Source organism: Leclercia sp., from assembly GCF_036780805.1.
Taxonomy (GTDB): Bacteria; Pseudomonadota; Gammaproteobacteria; order Enterobacterales; family Enterobacteriaceae; genus Enterobacter.
In genome coordinates this window covers 980804-997744 of sequence record NZ_DAIQCE010000001.1, presented here as the reverse complement: position 1 = coordinate 997744, position 16941 = coordinate 980804, and the positions used below count along the sequence as shown (strand labels likewise).

Genomic DNA, 16941 nt, shown 5'->3' with positions numbered 1-16941 from the left:
GGCGCTAACGCTTACCCGGCCTACGGGATCGGTGTTGTAGGCCGGGCAAAGCGAAGCTGCCGCCCGGCATTGCGGTGCTACGTAATCAACACCACCCGAATATCATTCACGTTGGTTAACGTCGGGCCGGTCACCAGCAGATCCCCCGCATCGGCAAAGTAGCTGTAGCTGTCATGCCCGCGCAGCATCGCCTTCGCATCCAGCGAGGTGCGTTGCAGCGTCTCCGGCGTGACGATCGCGCCTGCCGCATCCTCGGTGCCGTCAATCCCGTCGCTGTCCCCGGCGATGGCGTAAATCCCCGCCTCGCCCTTCAGCGCGCAGGCCAGTGCCAGCAGGAATTCGGTATTGCGCCCGCCTCGCCCGGCACCTGCGCTCCCAATAGTGACCGTGGTTTCCCCACCGCTGAGCAGCACCGCCGGGCCTTTGACCGGCAGGCCGTGCTGCTTCACCGATTTTGCAATCCCGGCCATCATAATCCCCAGCTGGGCGCTTTCGCCCTCCAGGGCATCCCCCAGAATCAACGGCGTGAACCCCATCCGCTGCGCCACGGCAGCGGCAGCCGCCAGCGCGCCGGACGGGGTGGCGATCAGGCGGATATCTTCCTCAATCTCTTTTGACGTTACCGGCGCGCGCGGCGTGTGCAGAACCCGCATCACCGGCTCCGGCAGCGCCAGACGATAACGGGCGATAATCTCCAGCGCCTCTTCTGCCGTCGAGCTGTCCGCCACCGTCGGACCGGAGGCGATGCTCTGGGGATCGTCGCCGGGCACGTCGCTGATAATCAGGGTGATCACCCGGGCAGGAAGCGCCGCCAGCGCCAGGCGTCCGCCCTTGATATCCGACAGCTGCTTGCGCACGGTATTCATCTCATGGATGGTTGCCCCGCTCTTCAACAATGCTTTGTTCACCGCCTGCTTATCGGCCAGGGTAATCCCCTGGCGCGGCAGGGCCAGCAGCGACGAGCCGCCGCCGGAGATCAGCGCAATCACGCAGTCGTCGGCGGTGAGGTGTTTGACCTGCTCCATCATCAGCATTGAGGCCACTTCGCTCATCGCATCCGAGACCGGGTGCGCCGCCTCGACGATGCGGATTTTTTGCGTTGGTGCCGCGTGGCCGTAGCGCGTCACCACCACGCCCTGTAAATCAACATCCGGCCAGGCGGCCTCCAGCGCGGCGGCCATGGCGGCGCTGGCTTTCCCTGCCCCGACCACGATGCAGCGCCCGCGCGGTTTCTCCGGCAGGGCGTTAATCAACGCTTCATGGGGGTCGGCACTTTTCACCGCCGCCATGAATATTTCAGTAAGCGCCCCTCGCAGGGCGCTGTCGTCGTGTTGTGCCATAGGTCAGCCTTCTGCAATGGCGCGGATCACCGCCTGGGTGACCTCGCGGGTGTTGGCCGTACCGCCCACGTCCGGGGTCATGATGCCCTGCGCACAGACGGCCTCAACGGCGGCCATCAGACGCGCGGCGGCCTCGCCTTCACCCAGATGTTCCAGCATCTGCGCCGCGGTCCAGAAGCTGGCGACCGGGTTAGCGATGCCCTTGCCGGTGATATCAAATGCCGAGCCGTGGATCGGTTCAAACATCGACGGGAAACGACGCTCCGGATCGATATTGGCGGTCGGTGCCACCCCCAGACTGCCCGCCAGCGCCCCGGCCAGATCCGAGAGGATATCGGCATGCAGGTTGGTCGCCACGATGGTGTCCAGCGATTCCGGATGCAGGGTCATGCGCACGGTCATGGCATCCACCAGCATTTTGTCCCAGGTGACGTCCGGGAACTCGCGTGCCACTTCGGCGGCGATCTCGTCCCACATCACCATCCCGTGACGCTGGGCGTTAGACTTGGTGACCACGGTTAACAGCTTGCGCGGACGGGTCTGCGCCAGACGGAAGGCGTAGCGCATGATGCGCGTGACCCCGGTGCGGGTGAAAATCGCCACCTCGGTACCCACCTCTTCCGGCAGACCGCGGTGGGCGCGGCCGCCGTGGCCGGAATATTCCCCTTCCGAGTTCTCACGGACGATCACCCAGTCGAGAGTGCCCGGCACCGCCTTGCGCAGCGGAGACTGAATGCCCGGCAGGATTTTGGTCGGACGGACGTTGGCATACTGGTCGAAGCCCTGGCAGATCGGCAGGCGCAGCCCCCACAGGGTGATGTGATCCGGCACGTCCGGGGCCCCTACCGCGCCAAAGTAGATGGCGTCGAAGGCTTTCAACTGCTCCAGCCCGTCTTCCGGCATCATCACCCCGTGGCTTTTGTAGTAGTCCGAGCCCCACTCGAAGGTGTGCACCGAGAAACGCATATCTCCCTGACGCTGAGCCAGCGCGTGTAACACGTCAACACCCGCGGTGATCACTTCCGGGCCGATACCGTCTGCGGGGATGGCTGCAATGGCGTAATCTTTCATCTCTGTTTCCTTAAGTTAATGTTTTGGCTGAATTAATGCGTCGTGTGCCTGCGCCTTGCGGCTGGACGCCGAGAGCCACAGCACCACGATTGAAGAGAGGATCAGGAGCCCGGCGACAAACCACAGCCCCCAGGTGTAACTGCCGGTCTGCTGCTTTATCAGGCCGATCATGAACGGACCGACAAAGCCGCCCAGGTTGCCGAGCGAGTTGATGGTGGCGATGCCCGCCGCCGCCGCCGACCCGGACAGGAACAGGGTTGGCATACTCCACAGCGGCGGTTTGGAGGCGCTGATGCCACAGTTGACGATGGTCAGGGCGAGGATCACCCCGACAATGCTCGCGGTACTGCCGGCCATAAACAGCCCGGCCGCCGCCACGATACAGGCGGCAATGACGTGCCACGAACGTTCGCCGGTTTTGTCGGAATGACGCGCCCAGAGCACCATCGCCACCACCGCCATCACCGCCGGGATCGCATTCAGCAGGCCGACGGTCATGGAGGAGACGCCGAGGGTTTTGATGATCTGCGGCGACCAGATGCCCAGGGTGTAGAGCCCGGCGGAGGTGCCGAAGTAGACCAGCGACAGGGCCAGAACGCGCTTGTCCAGCAGCCCTTTCCAGACGCTGTGCTGCGCCGTGGCCTGTTTCGCGGCCTGCTCACGCTGAAGGGTGGCAATCAGCCAGCCGCGCTCCTCCTCGCTGAGCCATTTCGCCTTCTCCGGGCGATCGGTGAGCCAGAACAGCACCACCACGCCGAGGATCACCGCCGGCACCGCTTCGAGGACAAACATCCACTGCCAGCCGGCAAATCCCATCATCCCGTGCATCTCCAGCAGTGCCGCGGAGATCGGTGAGCCGAGCGCGGTGGAGATAGGCGCTGCGGCCATAAAGATCGCCGTCACCTGGGCGCGTTTTTGCGCCGGGAACCAGTAGCTTAAGTAGAGAATGATCCCCGGAAAGAAGCCCGCTTCCGCCACGCCGAGCAGAAAACGCAGGCTGTAGAAGCTGGTGGTGCTCTGGACGAAGGCCATGCCGCCGGAGACCAGCCCCCAGGTGATCATCACCCGGGCAATCCAGATGCGCGCTCCGACCTTATGCAAAATCAGGTTGGACGGGACTTCAAACAGGAAGTAGCCGAGGAAGAAGATCCCGGCACCAAAACCAAACACCGCCGGGGAGAAGCCGAGATCGGCGTTCATGGTCAGCGCCGCGAAACCGATGTTGACGCGGTCGAGGAAGGCGATGAAGTACAACAGCATGATGAAGGGCACGATGCGCAAAGTGATCTTACGCATAACCCGTTGTTCAATTGTGCAGGTCATGTGAGGTGTTCCTCATAATTATTTTGTAGGGTACGCAGTCGGGCTGCCTTGATGAGTATGCTGATATTTCTTGCATGATCATGCGCATCGGTTTATACAAAAAAATGCAATAATCGCGAGCGAGCCAAAATGGAACTACAACACCTGCGCTGTTTCCTGGCGGTGGCAGAGACCCTGCATTTCGGACAGGCGGCCCAGCGCCTGGATATGCTGCCCTCCGCCCTGGGAAGGAATATTCGTCTTTTAGAAGAGGTACTTGGCACGCGGCTGTTCACCCGCTCGACCCGCCGGGTGGCGCTGACGGAGAACGGCGTTTTGCTGCGGGAAGAGGCGCGAAAGCTGCTCGCCCATGCCGACGCGATTATGTTGCAATTTCGTCAAAATCCACGCCGGGTGCAGCCGCTTTTACGCGTCGGCACCATCGACAGCGCGGCCATCGGATTGCTGCCTGGGTTGCTGCACTTGTTTCGCCAGCACTACCCGACGGTGGAGATCCAGCTCTTCGAAGATAAGACCGTCCATCTGCTGCCGAAGCTGAAAAGCGGCAGGCTGGATCTGGTGTTTATCCGCCCTCCCGCCCAGCTGGATGGGCAGTTTGGCCGGGCATTTCTGTGCAACGAGCCGGGCATTCTGGCCCTGCCTGCCAGCCACCCCTTTGCCGACCGGGAAAGGGTCGATATCGCGGAACTGGAAGGGATGCCGATGATCCTGCCGGAGCGGCGCTCGCGCCCCCACAGCCACGACCTGACCATGAACCTGTTCCATAATGCGGGCATTGAAGTGACAGTGTCACAGATGGCGGACGAAAAGCAGACCATCATCAACCTGGTGGCGGCGGGGATCGGGCTGGCGATTGTTCCGGCGTGGAGCAGCCGCTATCTGATGCCGGGGGTGAAATTTGTCCAGCTGAACGGCGCCGAGCAGATGGGCATGCCGCTGGAGGCGGTGTGGATGGCCGGGGCGCAGGATGAGATTCGGGATAATATGCTGACGATGCTGGATGAGCATCCGGAGCTGTATGTTTAGTGTTTTCGCCCTCTCCCTATGGGAGAGGGTCGGGGTGAGGGCATCAGGCCGCACTGCGTTGCCGGGTGGCGGCTGCGCCTTACCCGGCCTACAAGAGCACGGAACCGTAGGCCGGGCAAGCGCAGCGCCGCCCGGCAAAGGCACCCTACTTACATCGAATAACCCGGCTTTTTAATCAACTCATCCAGCTTCGGGCCAATCTCCGTATCCCAGACCTGCGCTTTCCAGTCGGCTTCCTGAACCTCATTCAGGGCCACGGAAATAGAGCGATCCTTACTGTTCAGATGACGGGTAATCACCTCGGCGATATCCGCCGCCAGGGCGGTTTTTTGCTCGTCGTTCAGGTCGCGGGGGAAGCATTTGATATTAACGTGTGGCATGGGCAGGACTCCTTTTGAGTAAGCGTTCCAGACTAGCAGAGTATGTCGTTAGCTTTTAGCACCTTGTGCAGTTTCGGGAGCCTGGCCACGCTATCGGCAATGGCGGTAATGTTCGGCGTGTTGGCGGCAAACCACTCCGGGCGTGGGCCCCAGGTGCGCATCACGCACAGATAGCAATCGATAAGGGTGATCTGCTCGCCAAAGGCGTACGGCGCGGCTTTGAGGTGATTGTCCAGCCACAGGTAGAGCGATTTGCGGTATTCGCGGCAGTTTTGCTGCAGCTGTTCCGGGGCATCCGGCGCCCAGCGCTCCGGGTAGTCGGCGTAGGTAAAGGTGGGATAGACGTTGGCCACCAGCCAGATCAGCAGGCGCTGAAACTGCTGGCGCTCCGCGCGCCCGACGGGAGGTGCCAGATCGGGACAGCGATCCAGCACCAGCAGCGCAATCGCTGCCGTTTCCGTCATGATCTCGCCGTTTTCCAGCTCGAGAGTCGGCACCTGACACAGAGGGTTAAGTTTTTCGAGCAGCTCGCGCGTGGCACCCGGCTTATCGAACCCGTCGACGTTGATAAACTGATACGGAATGTCGGCGAGGGTCAGCATCACTTCACTGATGGCTGAGCCCCAGCCGGGAACGCCATAGACTTTGATCATCGGCTATACCTCGGTCAAAGCCTTAAGTGTAGAGCAGCCTCAGTAGGTTATCCCTGGCGGGTTAACCTCCGACTGCACCACCGCTTCGCCCTGCTCGCCCCAGCGGGCCAGCACTTTCTGGTAGTCACCGCGCTGGATGGCCCCGTCGAGCGCCGCCTGCAGGGCATACACCAGCTCGTTCCCCTTTTTGGTGGTCGTCGCAACGTAGGCCTTTTTCGGCCCTAAACCCACTACCCGGGTTTTACCGGTCAGGGCCTCTTTGTAAGCCGATACCGACTGCGGGCCGAAGAACACATCCGCCCTGCCGGACTGGATATAGAGATTGCCGGAGGCGTCGTCGGTCAGGTAGACCGGCAGCGCAGGCTCGCGCCCTGCGGTTTTGTTCTCCTCGTTCCAGCCGAGCAGAATGCGCTCCTGGTTAGTGCCGGAGCCAACAATCACCTTTTTACCTGACAGATCGGCGGCACCCTTGATCGACTGCACCTCGCTGGTGGATTTCACCGAGAAGGCCAGGTTATCGACGCGATAGGTCGCAAAATCAAACTTCTGTTTCCGCTGCTCGGTCACCGCAATGTTGACCAGCGCCACGTCGTAGCGCCCGGAGGAAATCCCCAGCGGCCAGTCCTCCCACGCCGTTGGCACCAGCTTGAGTTTTAAACCGAGGCTGCCCGCCAGCAGCCGGGCGATATCCGGGTCGCTGCCGATGCGGGTGCGGTTATCGCTGGCCAGCAATGCCAGCGGCGGCGAGTTGAGGGCCGAAATGGCGACGGTTAAGGTGCCCGGTTCAACAAATTTGTAGTGCGCGGGGATCTTCGCCACCGCCTGCTGATCCACCGTCACCGGCAGGGGCTGCTCGTTAGCCTGTAAATCAATCGCGGCGTGGCTTGCGGATGCCACCACCAGCAACGCCAGTAATCCCTTTTTCATCTTCTCTCCTTACAGCACTTTCGACAGGAACTGCCGCGTTCGCGCGTGGGATGGACGGTTCAGCACCTCGTCGCTGCTGCCCTGTTCAACGATTTTGCCGTCGACCATAAACACCACCTGGTCCGCCACTTCCCGGGCGAAGCCAATCTCATGGGTCACCACCACCAGGGTGGTGCCGGAGCGGGCCAGCTTTTTGATCACGTCCAGCACCTCGCCCACCAGCTCGGGATCCAGCGCCGACGTCGGCTCATCAAACAGCATCACCCGCGGGCGCAGGGCCAGGGCGCGGGCAATGGCGATGCGCTGCTGCTGCCCGCCGGAAAGATGTCGCGACCAGGCATCGGCCTTATCGCGCAGCCCCACCACGTCGAGCAGATCGTAGGCCCGCTCGACGGCCTCTTTACGGCTCAGCTGCTTGTGGGCGATGGGTGCCTCAATCAGGTTTTCCAGCACCGTCAGGTGCGGGAACAGATTGAAGTTCTGGAACACATAGCCCACGTTGACGCGCTGTTTGAGGATCGCTTTCTCTTTCAGCTCGTACAGCGTGTTGCCCTCCCGACGATAGCCGATGTAGTCACCGTCAATCTGGATAAAGCCTTCATCAACGCGCTCGAGATGGTTAATGGTGCGCAGCAGCGTGGATTTACCGGAGCCGGACGGCCCGAGGATCACCGTCACCGAGCCCGGCGGGATCTCCAGCGAGACGTTATCCAGCGCCTTGTGGCGACCAAAGAACTTGCTCACGCCGGTAATCGAAATATGTCCTTCAGGAGAGGCTTGCATGGATAGGCTCCTGTGTGGTTTGGGTGGTGACGGAACGGGTGCGGGTGGCGCGAGTGCTGTTCACCGCCGAGCGGCGCTCGCTGCGGGCCAGGGCACGTTCAACCAGATGCTGGATAGCGGAAAGCACGGTGGTGATCACCAGATACCAGACGGCACCGACCATCAGCAGCGGGATCACCTCCTGGGTGCGGTTGTAGATCATCTGGATGGTGTAGAACAGCTCCGGCATCGCCAGGACGTAAACCATCGCCGTGCCCTTGGCGAGGCTGATGATTTCGTTAAACCCGGCGGGCAGAATGGTGCGCAGCGCCTGCGGCAGGATGATGCGCAGAGTGCGGCGCGAAGCCGGTAACCCCAGCGCTGCTGCTGCTTCATACTGGCCGTGATCGACCCCAAGGAAGCCGCCGCGAATGATCTCCGCGGTATAGGCGCTCTGCACCAGCGTCAGGCCAACCACCGCGGTGGAGAATTGCCCCAGCACGTTGATGGTCTCGAAGCTGCCCCAGGTGATGCTGGTGAACGGCACGCCAAGCGACAGCGTGTCGTACAGATAGGAGAAGTTGTAGAGGATGATCAGCACCACAATCAGCGGCAGGGAGCGGAACAGCCAGATATAGCCCCAGGCGAGGCTGCTCAGCAGCCACGAGGACGACAGCCGCGCCAGCGCCAGCATGCCGCCAATCACCACGCTGAGCACGGTGCCGATCAGGGTCAGGAGCAGCGTCTGCCCCACCCCTTCAAGGATCACCGGGTCGAAGAACCAGCGCGCGAACACGCTCCACTCCCAGCGGGGGTTAAAGGCTACCGACTGAATGACAACCGCCAGCACAAACAGCGCAACAATTGCCCCCACCGTGCGCAGCGGGTAGCGCGCCGGGACCACTTTGATGGTTTCAACGTTGTTCATCGTCGTTCCTCATGCCGATTTACTGAACGCTTCGCGTACCAGCGTTTTGGTGAAGCGCAGTCGCCCGTCGAACGGCGGCTGGCTGTACTCTTCCGGGTCGCGGGTCAGGTCGAACTGCGCCGCGTAGCCCTGGCTCAGGTAGAGCCGCACCGCTTCCGGCTGACGGAAGCCGGTGGTGAGGTAGATCTGGCTGTAGCCGGCCAGTACCGCCCGGCGCTCCAGCTCCTGCACCACACGGGCGGCAAGCCCCTGCTGGCGCAGGGATTTGTCGGTCCAGATCCGTTTGATTTCGGCGGTCTGCGCATCGAAGGGTTTATAGGCCCCGGTGGCGATGATCTTTCCGTCGCGCTCCAGGACAATAAACAGCCCCTGCGGCGCGAGATACCACTCGGTCAGTTCGATCTCGGCATCCTTAGAGAAGTAGTCGCCGTAGCGCGCCGCATATTCTCCGAACAGCCCATCAATGATGGGCTGAAGATCGGCGTCCTCCGGCGATACGTCACGAAAAAGGTCGCTCATAGGTTCTCCTTAATCGCCGAGACCGGCCGGGTTAACTTCGGAACTCGGGATACGCTCCACGCCTTCACCCCAACGGTTCAGCACTTTGTCGTAGTCGCCGTTCTTGATCACGCCGTTGAGCGCGGTCTGCACCGGCTCGGCCAGGCCGCTGCCTTTTTTCAGAGTCACAGCGATGTGCGCCGCTTTCGGCCAGCCACCGTCGACGCTGCCCACCAGTTTGGTTTTACCGTTGAGGGCCGCTTTCCATGCGCCAATTACGTTCGGGCCAAAGTAGGCGTCCGCGCGACCGGACTGCAGCGCCAGCGTCTGGGCGGCATCGTCCTTGGTGTAGATCGGGGTGAATGGCTTGAGGCCCTTCTTCTGGTTTTCCGCATCCCAGGCCAGCAGGATCGCCTCCTGGTTGGTGCCGGAGCCAACGATAATCCGCAGCCCGGCGATGTCTTCCGCCGTCTCAAGTTTCTTGATCGGGCTGGTGGATTTCACGTAGAAGCCCAGCGAATCTTTACGGTAGGTAGCGAAATCGAACTTCTCTTTACGCTCTTTGGTGACGGTGATGTTGCTGATCGCCGCGTCGTATTTCCCGGAGGCGACGCCCAGCGGCCAGTCTTCCCAGGAGGTAGGTACCACGTTCAGCTCCAGCCCGAGGCTGTCGGCCACCAGACGGGCGATGTCGGCCTCGCTGCCAATCAGGGTTTTGTTGTCATCGGCAAACACCGTCAGCGGCGGCTGGCTCAGCCCGGCAATCGCCACGGTGAATTTACCCGGCACTACCGGCTTAAAGCTGGCCGGCAACTGGGCGACGGCCTGCGGGTTTTTCGCGGTGTTGATCGGCGTTTTGTTGGCCTCGAGGCTGACCCCGGTGCCGTTAATGTTGACGTTCTCTGCCCAGACGGCAGGAGTAAAGGCCAGCGCGAGCGCCAGAATAAGCGATGATTTTTTCATGGCAGGTTCTCTTATTGTTGTGTGCGTTATTGTTGTGTGTACTGATTAACGGGCTGCGCTAATCCCAGGCTCTCACGCAGGGTGGTGCCGGGGTATTCGGTGCGGAACAGGCCGCGCGCCTGCAACAGCGGCACCACCTGATCAACAAAGCGTGGGAAGGTATCCGGGGTGCCGCCCTGGATGATGAAACCGTCCGCGGCATAGCCTTCAAACCACTGCTGCAAGCCGTCGGCGACCTGTTCCGGGGTGCCGGAGAAACGCGGGCGCGGCGAGGCGGCTTCCAGCGCCACCTGGCGCAGGGTTAAGTTGCGCTCCCGGGCGTTGCGTTTGATCTCGTCGGTGGTGCTGCGGAAGCTGTTTTTCCCCAGATCGCCAATGTCCGGGAAGGCTTCATCCAGCGGATACTGGCTGAAATCGTGGTGCTCAAAATAGCGGCCAAGATAGTTCAGGGCATCGTTAATGGAGACCAGCGCGGCGGTGGTCTGGTACTGCTCCTCCACGTCATCGGCGTCTTTCCCGACGATCACGCTCACCCCCTGGAAGATATGCAGCTCATCGGCGCTGCGGCCATGCTGTTTGAGCTGGCTTTTGACGTCGTGCCAGAAGGCTTGCGCCTCTTCGTAGGTTTCATGGTGGGTGAAGATGGCGTCGGCGTGTTTCGCCGCCAGCTTTTTGCCGTCGTCCGAGGCCCCGGCCTGGAAGACAATCGGCCTGCCCTGCGGCGTGCGTCCAATGTTCAGCGGCCCGGCCACCTTAAAGAAATCGCCGTGGTGATCGAGGGTGTGCAGTTTTTGCGGATCGAAGAACTGCCCGGTCTCTTTGTTACGCACGAAGGCATCGCCCTCCCAGGAGTCCCATAGCCCTTTCACCACGTCGAGATACTCATCGGCGATGCGGTAACGCAGGGCGTGCTCCGGGTGCTTGTCGCGGGAGAAGTTCTTTGCCGATCCCTCCAGCGGCGAGGTCACTACGTTCCAGCCCGCCCGGCCGTTGCTCAGGTGATCGAGGCTGGCAAACTGGCGCGCCACGGTGAAGGGCTCGCTGTAGGAGGTGGATAAAGTCCCCACCAGCCCCAACCGTGATGTGACGGTCGCCAGCGCCGACAACACGGTCAGGGGCTCAAAGCGGTTGAGAAAGTGCGGGATCGACTTCTCGTTGATGTAGAGGCCATCCGCGACAAAGATAAAGTCGAGCTTGCCCGCTTCGGCCTTCAGGGCCGTCTCTTTGACGAAGTTAAAATTGATGCTGGCATCGGCCGGTGCTGCCGGATGGCGCCAGGCTGACATATTTCCCGAGGCGCCGTGCAAAATCGTGCCCAGTCGCAGCTGTCGTGTTGCGGACATAGTCCCTCCTTACCCTTAAAGTTGATTCAGTGCTTTTTCCGCAAGCTGGGCGAAATATCGCGCGGCGGGTTCAATTAAGGCCTCGTCCGGGTTAAAGGCCGGATGATGCAAGCCATACTGGCTGGCGCTGCCGATACTGACGAAAGCGCCGGGGATCTGCTGCAGGTAGACGGCGAAATCCTCCCCGCCCATGTGCAGCTCGGCCAGTCGGGTCTCGTAGCCGGTTTCCCGTGCCACCGAGGTGGCAAACTCGGCCCAGTTGGCGTCGTTCACCAGCGCGGTGGGTCCGGCATACCAGGTAATGTCGATCTGCGCATTAAAGGCGGCGGCAAACCCGGCGGCGATCTCCGCCACCCGGCCCTTCACGTTCTGCTGCACTTCGGTGCGATGGGTTCTGAGCGTTCCTTCCAGCTCGACGCTCTCCGGCAGCACGTTCCAGGTATTGCCTCCGGTAATGCGCGTCACGCTCAGCACCACCGAATCCAGGGTGTTGACGTTGCGGCTGGCAACGCTCTGCAGGGCGGTCACCAGCTGGCTGGCGAGAACAATCGCGTCGCTCCCTTCGTGCGGACGGGCGGCGTGGGCCCCCTTGCCGGTGATGCGGAACACGAAGCGGTCGACGTTGGCATAGAACGGGCCGCCGCGGGTGGCAAAGCTGCCCACCGGCAGACCGGGTTCGTTATGCATACCGAAGATGGCGCTGATGTCGCGCAGGGCCCCGGCGCGCACCAGGCTTTTCGCGCCGCCGAAGTTCTCCTCCGCGGGCTGGAACAGGATCCGCACCCGGCCATTCAGCGCCTCTTCCCGCTCTTTCAGCTTCAGGGCCGCGCCGAGGATCACGCTGGTGTGAATATCGTGCCCGCAGGCGTGCATGACGCCGGGGCGCTGGGAGCTAAAGTCTACGCCGCTACGCTCCTCAATCGGCAGGGCGTCGATATCGGCTCGCAGGGCGATCTGTTTTTCACCCTTCCCTACCTCGGCGACCACGCCGGTCGCCAGATCGTAAGGCAGTACCTTAATTCCGGCGTCGCCTAACCACTGGCGCAGGCGGGCGGTGGTTTGGATTTCTTCCCCGGAGAGTTCCGGGTTCTGGTGCAGTTCCCGGCGCCAGGCGATCAGCTGTTGTTCGAGGCTCATACGGCCACCTCGCGCAGCTGTCGGGCCTGAGCCAGCAGGCGCAGGGACTGCACGCGGGCGGTGCCATCGGCGACCGGGGTATCAATGATGAACTCATCAATGCCCCACTGCTGATGCAGCGCGTCAAGCTGTTCGAGCACCGACTCCGCGGTGCCCGCCAGCAGGGACTGGGCGCGACGGGCAATGCGCAGCGGCTCGCTGCCCGCCTGACGGGCAAAGGCGTAAGCCTGCTCTTCGCTGGCGACGGTGACCCGCTGGCCGTTGGCCAACTCAACGCCCCACACTTCTACTGCGCTTGCCAGCGATTCAGCCTGCGCCTGGGTTGGGGCGACGATGGCCTGCACGGCGACAATCACCTCCCGGGCGCTGTGGGCGCGCCAGGTGCCAATCACCTCGCGCAGCAGGTCAGGATCGCCATTCAGATGGGCGGCAAAAACGAAGTCCCAGTTAATGCTGGCGGCAAGGCGCGCGCTCTCCGCGCTGGCCCCCAGCAGGAAGCCCGCCGCCGGAACCTGGGGTAACGGGGTGGCGCGAACCGCCTCCTCCTGTGACGTCGGGTTGATCCAGCCATTCAGCTGCGCCAGCTGGGAGGCAAAATCGCCCTTCTCCTGCTGGCTGAGGCCGAGCTGTAACGCCCGGGTCGAGAGCGGCAGGCCGCCCGGCGCTTTGCCGACGCCCAGATCCACCCGACCGGGGGCGATGGCCGCCAGCAGATTGAAGTTCTCCGCCACTTTGTACGGGCTGTAGTGTTGCAGCATTACCCCACCGGAGCCGACGCGAATGCGTCGGGTCTGCCCGAGGATCCAGGCAATCAGCAGCTCGGGCGACGGGCTCGCCAGCTGCGGGGTGTTGTGGTGTTCGGCAATCCAGAAGCGGTGATAACCCAGGGTTTCGGCCTGCTGCGCCAGGCTTAAGGTGCGCGACAGCGCATCGGCGGCCGTTTCGTTTTCTGCGACAGGACTTTTATCCAGAATGCTGATTCGCCAGGACATGTTGCAATCTCGTTTGACTAAACATGTCGCCATTATTAAGGGGCGATTTCACCACTGAGAAACAATTAATTTACATTTGGTTTGCCGGATTTCAGAAATACCGCGTTGGGTTACAGCGAAGAACGCAGCTCAGCGATCAGGGCGTTGGCCTGCTGGCGGGAGGTAATGCGCACGAAGCGGATATGGGCAAAATCAGGGTTCTGCATGTCGGCTTCATAGCGCACCCGGTTGCTGCGCCAGGTCTTGATCGTCCACAGCAGGATCGACTCCCGGCTAAAGAAGGTGCGCCGGAAGCTTTCCCGGTTGCCGGTGCCGGGCCACAGCTCATGCTGCGTCCAGGCGCGTTTTACCGCCCGGGTGATGGCCTGACGCAGGGTGCGGGCCAGGCCGTAGTCCACCCACACCACCAGATCGACGTTGCGCCATTTTATCGGGCGGGTGCGGTTGTAATTGCCGTCCAGCACCCAGCCCGGCGTTGCGCTGAGGGCCGCCTCCAGCTTCGCAAACATAACGTCGTCCGGGGTGCCCTGCCAGTCGGAACGCCAGTAAAGGGTGTCCATTTCGATACAGGGCAGCGCCAGCTCGGCGGCGATCCTGCGGGCCAGGGTGCTTTTACCGCTGCCGCTGGTGCCAATAATATTGATTTTCATCACAGGTCCTGATGCGTCGGGAAAACCGGGCCAACAATAATAATGTTTTATGAATGTTAATGAAACATTATTTCGGGAGTGTAGTTTTCGCCACAGAGTCATTATTTCCTTTATATTTGCCTTAAGTCGATTTAATTCCCGCCCGCGTTGTTATTCACACCGTCGTGATTGCATTTTTATTACATAAGTAACGGTTACGACGAAAAAATAGTTAATTCAGGCGCTTTCTAATTGATTAGATTTTGTGGAGAATACGCCAGCCGTAATATTTAACAATAATGATAAAACCTTGCCTGAAACTTTTTTTCGGGCGGCTTCTCTTCACACAGACATCACCATGGAGTTATTCATGAGGCGTAACAATCACGTTACACAAAACGAGTTTTTGCTTAACGAAGGCTCGACTTTAATGTCGACCACCGATACCCAAAGTCATATTACGTACGCGAACTCGGCCTTTATTGAAGCCAGTGGTTATAAAGAAGAACATCTTATTGGCGAACCGCATAATGTGATCCGCCATCCGGATATGCCCCCGGAGGCGTTTGGCGATATGTGGTTTACCCTGCAGCAGGGCGAGAGCTGGACCGGGCTGGTGAAGAACCGCCGCCACAACGGGGATCACTATTGGGTACGGGCCAACGTGACGCCGGTTTACCAGAATGACACCCTCACCGGCTATATCTCGGTGCGCAATATTCCGGAGCGCAGTGAAATCGACGCCAGCGAAGCGCTTTATCAGCGGGTGCGAAATAATGAAATAAAAGGCCACCGCTTTTATAAAGGGGTGCTGGTGCGGCGGGGAATATTCTCCGTTCTCTCAATATTAAAACGGCTCAGCACCGCGAAGCGGGTTAATTACTCACTTGGGATTACCGCCCTGCTCGCTCTGGCTCTTCCTGTATTACTCCCTGCGGGGATAATACAATCCGGCGGCCTGGCGTTGCTGTTTATTTTGCTGGCGTTATTTCTTAATGCGCAGATCTGTCGTCCGGTAAAAACCATTGTTAAACAGATGCAGCGCGTGGTGTCGGGCCGTAAGACGCGCTATTACCACTTCGATCGCGTCGATGAGATTGGCCTGATGATGCGCCTGGTTAACCAGTCAGGATTAAACCTCAACTCGCTGGTGGATGATGTCGGCACGCAAATCAGCGGCATCCGCGCTATCAGCCAGCAGGTGGCGAAAGAAGGTGACGCCTTGCAGGCCCGCTCGGAGGAGACCTCAGGCGATCTGCAACAAACCGCCGCGGCGGTGGAAGAGATCGCCAGCGCGGTAAAACAGACCGCCCAGACGGCGGAAGAGGCGATCCGCATGGCCGATCAGACCAGCGCCAGCGCGCACAGCGGCGAAGCGGTGATGAAGCAGACTATCGGCGTGATGCAGTCGGTATCGCGCGATAACGGCCAGATTGTCGATATCATTGCGGTGATCGACCGTATCGCCTTCCAGACCAATATCCTGGCGCTGAACGCCGCGGTAGAAGCCGCCCGCGCCGGGGAAGCCGGACGCGGCTTCGCGGTGGTCGCCGCCGAAGTGCGTAATCTGGCCCAGCACTCGGCGTCGGCGGCGAAAGAGATCGCAGCGCTTATCGAGAAAAACGTCGCCAGCGTTAATGCCGGGGTGAATATGGTGGAACAGACCGAAACCCAGCTGACCACCATGATCGGCAATGTGCTGAACATGTCAGCCCTGATCAAGGAGATCGGCCACGCCACCCAGGAGCAGACCCAGGCGCTGACCCTGATTAATGAGTCCATTTCCCGTATCGGGGTGATGACCCATAATAACGCCGGGATGGTGGAGCACGTCACCCAGGCGGCAAATCACCTTACCCAGCGCACCACAAGGTTGCAGCAGGCGATTGCGGTGTTTGGCGAGTAATGAATATCGGGGCGAATTTTCATTTTCGTCCCGAGGAATTGTCAGGAGCAAGGTAACGGGACAAACCACCTTGCTAATAACACTGTTCCTCCCTAGAATTTCCAGAGTCGTTCAGGAGGTAGATCGCTTGAGAAAAAAAACCATTACCAAAGCTCAAATTTATCGTTCCGTTGCCAGCTCAACCGCAATCGAAACAGGGGTTTCTGTGCAGAAAATAGAGCAGCAACTCAAACAAAATCTCCTTCAGGCGAAAGCCGTTGGCCTCGCCCGTTAATCGGGCAATATATCGCTTATCAGTTGCATCATGGGGCTGTAGTTTCCTGATACACCGGCTTGAATTGCCTTGAAGTAAAACATCTTATGCTCGTCCCATAAGCTGTAATCCAGCACCCCCTTTCCCGCCAGAACTGACAGCACATCGAATAGTAGCCGCGACAGACGCCCATTACCCTCTCTGAATGGATGGATCAAAATAAACTCAACATGGCATTCAGCCAGATAACTCACCAGTTCAGGTCGAGTCAGGGATTTCAGTTCGCCGGAGCGGGAAAGATACTGCTGCTCGAAGCCAGTCATCAGCGAGGGGATCCTGTCGGCTGCTGCAAACTGAAAACCGTCCTTCGTCAGGTTAGCATTACGCAATCTGCCGGCCCATTCGTAGACATTTCCCAGCCATTGGCGATGCCACTCGCTGATATGTGCGAAAGCCAGCACCGCAGGCGACTGGCCTGCAATAAACAGCTTTTCATAGAGCATAAGTAACAAGCCCGATTCCAGCGCATCCATTTCATCGATATCGATGATCCCTAACTTGTTCGCCAGAACCGTGTCGCCAGAGCCAGGCTGGTAACGCTGTTCCGCTGAATGAAGTTCATATTTTGACAAGCCGTTACCTCCGCTCCAAAAAATGACAACGTTATGCCCTGCGCTTTACTGTCGGTTAATCGAACGATCGTAGCGATTTGGGTTCATCTTATCTACAACAAGAACGACCTGATCACGAAGGGATGGTTTACGGCTGAAAAGAATGCGGATTAGAATGCATAATCAGACACAAACTATG

At 60.1% G+C, this 16941-nt stretch carries 16 protein-coding genes and 1 pseudogene; 3 read left to right on the top strand and 14 right to left on the bottom strand.

All coding sequences use genetic code 11. From position 1 onward, the window contains the following. Positions 1 to 77 precede the first annotated feature (77 nt). The 3 genes from V7Q49_RS04625 to V7Q49_RS04615 are packed head-to-tail and all read right to left on the bottom strand — an operon-like array spanning position 78 to position 3734. Entirely contained in the window at positions 78 to 1340 is a 1263-nt protein-coding gene (locus V7Q49_RS04625) for a glycerate kinase type-2 family protein (protein WP_333849562.1), read from the bottom strand. Positions 1341 to 1343: 3 nt separating this feature from the next. Beyond that, on the bottom strand, positions 1344 to 2411 hold the full coding sequence (locus V7Q49_RS04620) for a tartrate dehydrogenase (RefSeq protein WP_333849561.1): 1068 nt from the start codon (positions 2409 to 2411) through the stop codon (positions 1344 to 1346). A gap of 15 nt (positions 2412 to 2426) precedes the next feature. Then, on the bottom strand, positions 2427 to 3734 hold the full coding sequence (locus V7Q49_RS04615) for an MFS transporter (RefSeq protein WP_333849560.1): 1308 nt from the start codon (positions 3732 to 3734) through the stop codon (positions 2427 to 2429). 129 nt (positions 3735 to 3863) lie between these two features. Between V7Q49_RS04615 and V7Q49_RS04610 the strand changes: the two genes are divergently transcribed. Continuing rightward, positions 3864 to 4760 carry a LysR family transcriptional regulator gene (locus V7Q49_RS04610; RefSeq protein WP_333849559.1) on the top strand — a complete coding sequence of 299 codons (897 nt, stop codon included), beginning with the start codon at positions 3864 to 3866 and terminating at the stop codon, positions 4758 to 4760. A gap of 149 nt (positions 4761 to 4909) precedes the next feature. Here the strand turns inward: V7Q49_RS04610 and pptA are convergent, their stop codons facing one another. The 10 genes and pseudogenes from pptA to V7Q49_RS04560 form a co-directional block, all read right to left on the bottom strand. After that, entirely contained in the window at positions 4910 to 5140 is a 231-nt protein-coding gene (pptA, locus tag V7Q49_RS04605; RefSeq protein ID WP_142489529.1) for a tautomerase PptA, read from the bottom strand. Positions 5141 to 5172: 32 nt separating this feature from the next. After that, complete coding sequence (locus tag V7Q49_RS04600; RefSeq protein WP_333849558.1) at positions 5173 to 5793, bottom strand: glutathione S-transferase family protein; 621 nt, start codon at positions 5791 to 5793, stop codon at positions 5173 to 5175. A 39-nt stretch (positions 5794 to 5832) separates the two neighbouring features. After that, complete coding sequence (locus V7Q49_RS04595) at positions 5833 to 6720, bottom strand: transporter substrate-binding domain-containing protein (protein ID WP_333849557.1); 888 nt, start codon at positions 6718 to 6720, stop codon at positions 5833 to 5835. Positions 6721 to 6729: 9 nt separating this feature from the next. Next, positions 6730 to 7503, bottom strand: a complete 774-nt coding sequence (locus V7Q49_RS04590) for an amino acid ABC transporter ATP-binding protein (protein WP_077227950.1) — start codon at positions 7501 to 7503, stop codon at positions 6730 to 6732. Next, positions 7487 to 8410: an amino acid ABC transporter permease gene (locus V7Q49_RS04585; RefSeq protein WP_333849556.1), complete on the bottom strand. Its 924-nt coding sequence runs from the start codon at positions 8408 to 8410 to the stop codon at positions 7487 to 7489. The genes V7Q49_RS04590 and V7Q49_RS04585 overlap by 17 nt, the downstream gene beginning before the upstream one ends. Positions 8411 to 8419: 9 nt before the next feature. Beyond that, positions 8420 to 8929 carry a GNAT family N-acetyltransferase gene (locus V7Q49_RS04580; RefSeq protein ID WP_333849554.1) on the bottom strand — a complete coding sequence of 170 codons (510 nt, stop codon included), beginning with the start codon at positions 8927 to 8929 and terminating at the stop codon, positions 8420 to 8422. 9 nt (positions 8930 to 8938) lie between these two features. After that, a pseudogene (locus V7Q49_RS04575) lies at positions 8939 to 11214 on the bottom strand (NtaA/DmoA family FMN-dependent monooxygenase). Positions 11215 to 11229: 15 nt separating this feature from the next. Then, positions 11230 to 12351, bottom strand: coding sequence for an amidohydrolase (locus tag V7Q49_RS04570; RefSeq protein WP_333849553.1), 1122 nt, complete (start codon positions 12349 to 12351; stop codon positions 11230 to 11232). Further along, the gene (locus V7Q49_RS04565; RefSeq protein ID WP_333849552.1) at positions 12348 to 13343 is read right to left on the bottom strand and encodes an LLM class flavin-dependent oxidoreductase; all 996 of its coding nucleotides are present in this window, start codon (positions 13341 to 13343) and stop codon (positions 12348 to 12350) included. The genes V7Q49_RS04570 and V7Q49_RS04565 overlap by 4 nt, the downstream gene beginning before the upstream one ends. Before the next feature lie 110 nt (positions 13344 to 13453). After that, complete coding sequence (locus V7Q49_RS04560; RefSeq protein WP_333849551.1) at positions 13454 to 13993, bottom strand: adenylate kinase; 540 nt, start codon at positions 13991 to 13993, stop codon at positions 13454 to 13456. A 349-nt stretch (positions 13994 to 14342) separates the two neighbouring features. Here V7Q49_RS04560 and V7Q49_RS04555 point away from each other — a divergent pair, with 349 nt between their 5' ends. Next, positions 14343 to 15878, top strand: a complete 1536-nt coding sequence (locus V7Q49_RS04555) for a methyl-accepting chemotaxis protein (RefSeq protein WP_333849550.1) — start codon at positions 14343 to 14345, stop codon at positions 15876 to 15878. Between the two features lie 127 nt (positions 15879 to 16005). Then, positions 16006 to 16152 carry a hypothetical protein gene (locus V7Q49_RS04550; protein ID WP_333849549.1) on the top strand — a complete coding sequence of 49 codons (147 nt, stop codon included), beginning with the start codon at positions 16006 to 16008 and terminating at the stop codon, positions 16150 to 16152. Here the strand turns inward: V7Q49_RS04550 and V7Q49_RS04545 are convergent. After that, positions 16149 to 16763 carry a Fic/DOC family protein gene (locus V7Q49_RS04545; protein ID WP_333849548.1) on the bottom strand — a complete coding sequence of 205 codons (615 nt, stop codon included), beginning with the start codon at positions 16761 to 16763 and terminating at the stop codon, positions 16149 to 16151. The two genes, V7Q49_RS04550 and V7Q49_RS04545, sit on opposite strands and share 4 nt — an antisense overlap. Positions 16764 to 16941 lie beyond the last annotated feature (178 nt).